At 65.9% G+C, this 4,941-nt stretch carries 5 protein-coding genes; 2 read left to right on the top strand and 3 right to left on the bottom strand.

Annotated features, from left to right (window positions below):
- Window positions 1-39 precede the first annotated feature (39 nt).
- The gene (locus tag A5698_RS04795; protein ID WP_068293876.1) at window positions 40-1,536 is read right to left on the bottom strand and encodes an acyl-CoA carboxylase subunit beta; all 1,497 of its coding nucleotides are present in this window, start codon (window positions 1,534-1,536) and stop codon (window positions 40-42) included.
- Between the two features lie 86 nt (window positions 1,537-1,622).
- On the opposite strand from A5698_RS04795, the gene A5698_RS04790 reads away from it, so the two are divergent.
- Entirely contained in the window at window positions 1,623-2,651 is a 1,029-nt protein-coding gene (locus A5698_RS04790; RefSeq protein WP_068293871.1) for an LLM class F420-dependent oxidoreductase, read from the top strand.
- A gap of 36 nt (window positions 2,652-2,687) precedes the next feature.
- On the top strand, window positions 2,688-3,911 hold the full coding sequence (locus tag A5698_RS04785; protein WP_084792264.1) for a cytochrome P450: 1,224 nt from the start codon (window positions 2,688-2,690) through the stop codon (window positions 3,909-3,911).
- Window positions 3,912-3,990: 79 nt separating this feature from the next.
- Here the strand turns inward: A5698_RS04785 and A5698_RS27830 are convergent, their stop codons facing one another.
- Window positions 3,991-4,194 (bottom strand): YbdD/YjiX family protein, encoded by a 204-nt coding sequence (locus A5698_RS27830; RefSeq protein ID WP_084792263.1) that lies wholly within the window; start codon window positions 4,192-4,194, stop codon window positions 3,991-3,993.
- Window positions 4,128-4,941: carbon starvation CstA family protein (locus A5698_RS04780; protein ID WP_286144326.1), on the bottom strand; the 814-nt coding region annotated here is incomplete at its 5' end. The genes A5698_RS27830 and A5698_RS04780, both read right to left, overlap by 67 nt.

Genomic DNA, 4,941 nt, shown 5'->3' with positions numbered 1-4,941 from the left:
GTCGTGTGCAAACACGCACGCTCGCGCAAACCAGCGAGGTCAGGGCGTGATGACCGTGCGGGCGACGGGTTCGGCGGCCGACTGGCGGCTGTAGACCGCCCGCTGCAGACCCCACAGCAGCGCGTTGCGGGTCTCCTCGGGATGGATCAGGTCGTCGAAGCCGAGGTGGCCCGCCGACCGGAACGACGCCTCGACCTCCATCTGGCGAAGCCGCGCCTCCACATCCTCCGCGGCGTGTGAGGCCTTGCTCAGCGCGGCCGCGCTCATCGCGCCCATCGTCGCGCCCGGATAGGCGAACGTCGCGCTCTGGTTGTCAAACCCCAACAGCGACATCACCATCGAGCCGAAGCCGTACGCCTTGCGCAGCGTGACGTGCAGTTTGATCGTCGTCGCGGCGGTCTGCGCGGCGAACATCCGCGCACCGCTGCGCAGCACGCCCGCCTTCTCCGACCGGCTGCCGGGCAGCATCCCCGGGTTGTCGGCGAGGAACACGATCGGCAGGTGGAAGGAGTCGGCGACCGCGATGAAGTGAGCAGCCTTGTCCGCGGCGTCGGCGTCGATCGATCCGGCGATCACCTGCGGCTGGTTGGCCACCACCGCGACCGGGTGACCCCCGAGATGGGCCAGCGCGCAGATGATCGCGGGCCCGAATTTCGGCTGCACCTCGAACCAGTCCCGGCGGTCGAAGACGACGTCGAGCACGCGCCGCATGTCGTAGACGCGCCGGTTGCCCCGGGGCACCAATTCGAGCAGTTCCGGGGTGGTCCGCGGTGCGGCCGTCTCGTCGGCGGCCAGCGGCTCCGGATACGACCACGCGCTCGAGGGGAAGTAGGACAGGTAGCGGCGGATGTCGTCGAGCACGGCCTCGTCGTCCTCGGCGAGGTTGTGGATCACACCGCTGGCGAGCGCCACCGATGGCCCGCCGAGGTCTTCCTTCGAGATGTCCTCGCCCGTCGACTCTTTCACCACCGGCGGTCCCGCGGTGAAGATGGCGCCCTGGCGGCTCATGATCGTCCAGTCGCACACCGGAGCCACGAGCGCACCGTGCCCCGCGGACGGGCCGAGCAGACCCGCGACCATCGGCACCTTCCCCGAGCACTGCGCCTGTGCGAGCAGATCGGTCGGGGTGCGGCCGTAGTGCTCGCCGCTGGGCCGAAAACCCGCGCCCTCGAGCAGCATCACCAGCGGCACCTTGTCGCGCAACGCCAACTCCGCCAACCGATAACGCTTGGCGTTGCCGCCGGGGCCGATGCTGCCGGCGAGGGTGGTGAAATCCTCTGCGCCGATCATCACCGGCCGGCCGTCCAGGTATCCGGAGCCCGCCACGATGCCGTCGGCGGCGATGTCACCGCCGACCAGCGTGCCGAATTCGCGGAAGGTGCCCTTGTCGAGGAGGTACTCGATGCGCGCTCGGGCGTCGAGCTTGCCCTTGCCGTGGTGTTTGGCGAGCCGGTCGGCGCCGCCCATGTCGTATGCGGTCTGGCGCCGGCGCGTCAGCTCGTCGAGCGTCGCGTGCCAATCCTCGGCCTTGGTCATCTCAACTCCTGTCCATGGATAGGCGATCGTCGCACCGGCACGGCCTCGTTGACCATACTGAATTGCTTACTGTAGCGTCTACGACCATGGTTAGCGGCGCCGGCCTGAAGGTGGACGGGGCGGTTTCGAGTCAGCTCGCCAACGTGGTGGGAACGGCGAGCACGCTGCAGCGGCGCGGGTATGACGGGTGCTGGACGGCCGAGGTGGCCCACGATCCGTTTCTGCCGCTGACGCTGGCAGCTGAGCACACCGAAACCCTCGACCTCGGCACAAGCATCGCGGTGGCCTTCGCGCGAAACCCCATGAACGTGGCGAACATCGGCTGGGATCTGCAGGAGTACTCGCGCGGCCGGCTCATCGTGGGGCTGGGGTCACAGGTCCGGCCGCATATCGAGAAGCGGTTCAGCATGCCGTGGAGCCAACCCGTGCGCCGCATGGGCGAATTCGTGCACGCGATGCGCGAGATCTGGACATGCTGGCGCGACGGCACACGCTTGCGGTTCGAAGGCGACTTCTACACGCACAAGTTGATGACGCCGATGTTCACCCCCGAACCCCACGACTACGGGTTCCCGAAGGTGTTCCTCGCCGCGGTCGGCGAAGCGATGACCGAGATGGCAGGCGAGGTCGCCGACGGTGTGCTGGCCCACGCCTTCACCACCAAGCGCTACTTCGAGGAAATCACCATTCCGGCGCTGGAGCGCGGGATGGCCCGATCGGGCCGCCAGCGCAGCGACTTTCAGGTGTCGTGTCCGATCTTCGTGGTGACCGGCGCCGACGACGGTGAGGTGGCCGAGGCGTCCGTCGCCACCCGCAAACAGATCGCCTTCTATGGCTCGACCCCCGCCTACCGCAAAGTTCTGGCGCTGCACGGCTGGGGTGACCTGCACGACGAACTGCACCGGCTCAGCCTGGCCGGTGAGTGGGATGCGATGGGGACGCTGATCGACGACGAGATTCTCGAGGCGTTCGCGGTCGTCGCGCCGATCGACAAGCTGGCCGCCAGGATTCGGGACCGATGTGACGGCGTGATCGACCGGGTGATGATCGGCTTCCCGCGCTCGGTCGAAGAAGCGACGGTCATCGCCGTGCTGCAGGACCTGCGCGGCACATGAGATTCCACAAAGGAGTTGCCTGTGAGCACACCGATAATGGACGAGGCGGCCAAGGTCTTCGCCACGCCGCTGGCCTACACCGATGAGGCGAAACTGCATGCGTCGCTGACACATCTGCGCGCCAACGCACCCGTCTCGTGGGTGGAGGTGCCGAACTACAATCCGTTCTGGGCCATCACCAAGCACGCCGACATCATGGAGATCGAGCGTGCCAACGATGTGTTCACCAACTCACCGCGGCCGGTGCTGACGACCGCCCAGGGCGACGAGCAACAGGCCGCGATCGGCGTCAAAACGCTGATACACATGGACGATCCGCAACACCGCGACTTCCGCGCAATCGGCGCAAACTGGTTCCGCCCGAAGGCTATGCGAGATTTGAAGGTGCGCATCGACGAGCTGGCCAAGCGGTTCGTCGACGGGATGGTCGAGCGGGCGCCTGAGTGCGACTTCGTGCAGGAGGTCGCGGTGAACTACCCGCTATACGTGATCATGTCGATGCTCGGGATTCCCGAATCCGATTTCCCGCGGATGTTGAAGTACACGCAGGAACTGTTCGGCACTGATGACACCGAACTGCAGCGCAGCGACTCACTCGAGGAGTCGATGGCGGTGCTGCTCGAGATGTTCGGCTATTTCAACGAATTGACCGCGGCGCGTCGCGCCAACCCGACCGAGGACCTCGCGTCGGCGATCGCCAACGCCACGATCAACGGCGAACCGCTGTCGGATATCGACACCGTCTCCTACTACCTCATCATCGCCACGGCCGGACACGACACGACCAGTGCGGTGATCTCCGGCGGTCTGCACGCGCTCATCGAGCATCCCGACCAGCGCGAGAAGCTGAGCGGCGATCTCGGCTTGATGCCCCTGGCGACCGAGGAGATGATCCGGTGGGTCACGCCAGTGAAGGCGTTCATGCGCACGGCCACCGAGGACACCACCGTCCGCGGGGTACCGATCTCGGCAGGTGAATCCGTTCTGCTGTCGTATGTTTCGGGAAATCGCGACGAAGACGTGTTCGACGACCCGTTCCGCTTCGACATCGGCCGCGACCCGAACAAGCACGTCGCCTTCGGCTACGGCGTGCATTTCTGCCTGGGGGCGGCGTTGGCACGCATGGAGGTCAACAGTTTCTTTACCGAACTGCTGCCCCGCCTCAAGGCCGTCGACCTGGCGGGCCGTCCCGAGTATGTGGCGACCACCTTCGTCGGCGGGCCCAAGCACCTGCCGATCCGCTATACGCTGACCGACTAATCCAGGGCTCGCGCCGCGAAGATTGCGCCCAGGGTCGTCGCCGCGGCGAAATCACAACCCTGGGTGCAGAAACGAGCCTTCAGCAGCAGCGCGCGCCCGGATTCGCCTCGGTCGCGGCATGCCGCATCCGCCAGTAGTCCCGTTCGGAGAGGACCGGTTCACCCGGATGGGTGCGCATACGGTGCTCGACGTAGCGTCGGTAATGAGTGTCGCCCATCAGGTCGCCGACGAATGTGCGCCAGCTCGAACCGATTTCGCGTGCGATTTCGCGAGCTCGTCCCATTGCTTCTGCACCTCCTTCTCCGGCTTGGTCATGATCAGGCCCGACGGTCCGAAGATCCGCGAGGGGACCGGTTCATCCTCGGTCGTCGGCGAGGCGTTGCCGCGCAGCGTCCGGATCACCATGATCACCCCGGCGACGAACACGATCAGCACCAGCAGCGCGAAGATGATCGACAGCGTGCCCTGAATGAACGTGTTGCGGATGACCGCATCGAGTTCACCGGCGTTCTTGGCGGCCCCGAACGTCGTCTCGCCGGCGTCCTTGGCGCTGCGGTACTGGAAGTGCTGCGTCCAGTAGCCGACCTTCGGATCGCCGGAGAAGATCTTCTGCCACGACGCCGTCATCGTCACCGTCAGATCCCACAACAGCGGAACCGCCGGTATCCACGCCCATTTCAGCAGGCCCTTCTTCACCACCACCACGGTCACAACAGTCAGGGCGATGGCGGCCAACAACTGATTGGCGATGCCGAACAGCGGGAACAGCGTGTTGATGCCGCCGAGCGGATCGGTGACGCCCATCAGCAGGATGCTGCCCCATGCCGCCACCACGACCAGGCTGCAGATCCACGCTCCCACACGCCAACTCGGATCCTTCAGCTTGCGCAGCGGGCCACCGAGGTTGCTCAGCCCGTCCGAGAGCATGAACCGCGCGACCCGGGTGCCCGCGTCTACGGTGGTGAGGATGAACAGCGCCTCGAACATGATCGCGAAGTGATACCAGAACGCCTTGAGCGCATCACCGCCG

This window comes from Mycobacterium sp. E136, from assembly GCF_001666865.1.
Lineage (GTDB): Bacteria > Actinomycetota > Actinomycetes > Mycobacteriales > Mycobacteriaceae > Mycobacterium.
Note: the sequence above shows the minus strand (reverse complement) of the source record. Positions and strands in the feature narration are given on the sequence as shown.

What these genes read in the sequence shown, in the direction of transcription:
- A5698_RS04795 (WP_068293876.1), bottom strand. Translation starts at nt 1,536, where the DNA reads ATGACCAAGGCCGAGGATTGGCACGCGACGCTCGACGAGCTGACGCGC.
- A5698_RS04790 (WP_068293871.1), top strand. Translation starts at nt 1,623, where the DNA reads ATGGTTAGCGGCGCCGGCCTGAAGGTGGACGGGGCGGTTTCGAGTCAG.
- A5698_RS04785 (WP_084792264.1), top strand. Translation starts at nt 2,688, where the DNA reads ATGGACGAGGCGGCCAAGGTCTTCGCCACGCCGCTGGCCTACACCGAT.
- A5698_RS27830 (WP_084792263.1), bottom strand. Translation starts at nt 4,194, where the DNA reads ATGGGACGAGCTCGCGAAATCGCACGCGAAATCGGTTCGAGCTGGCGC.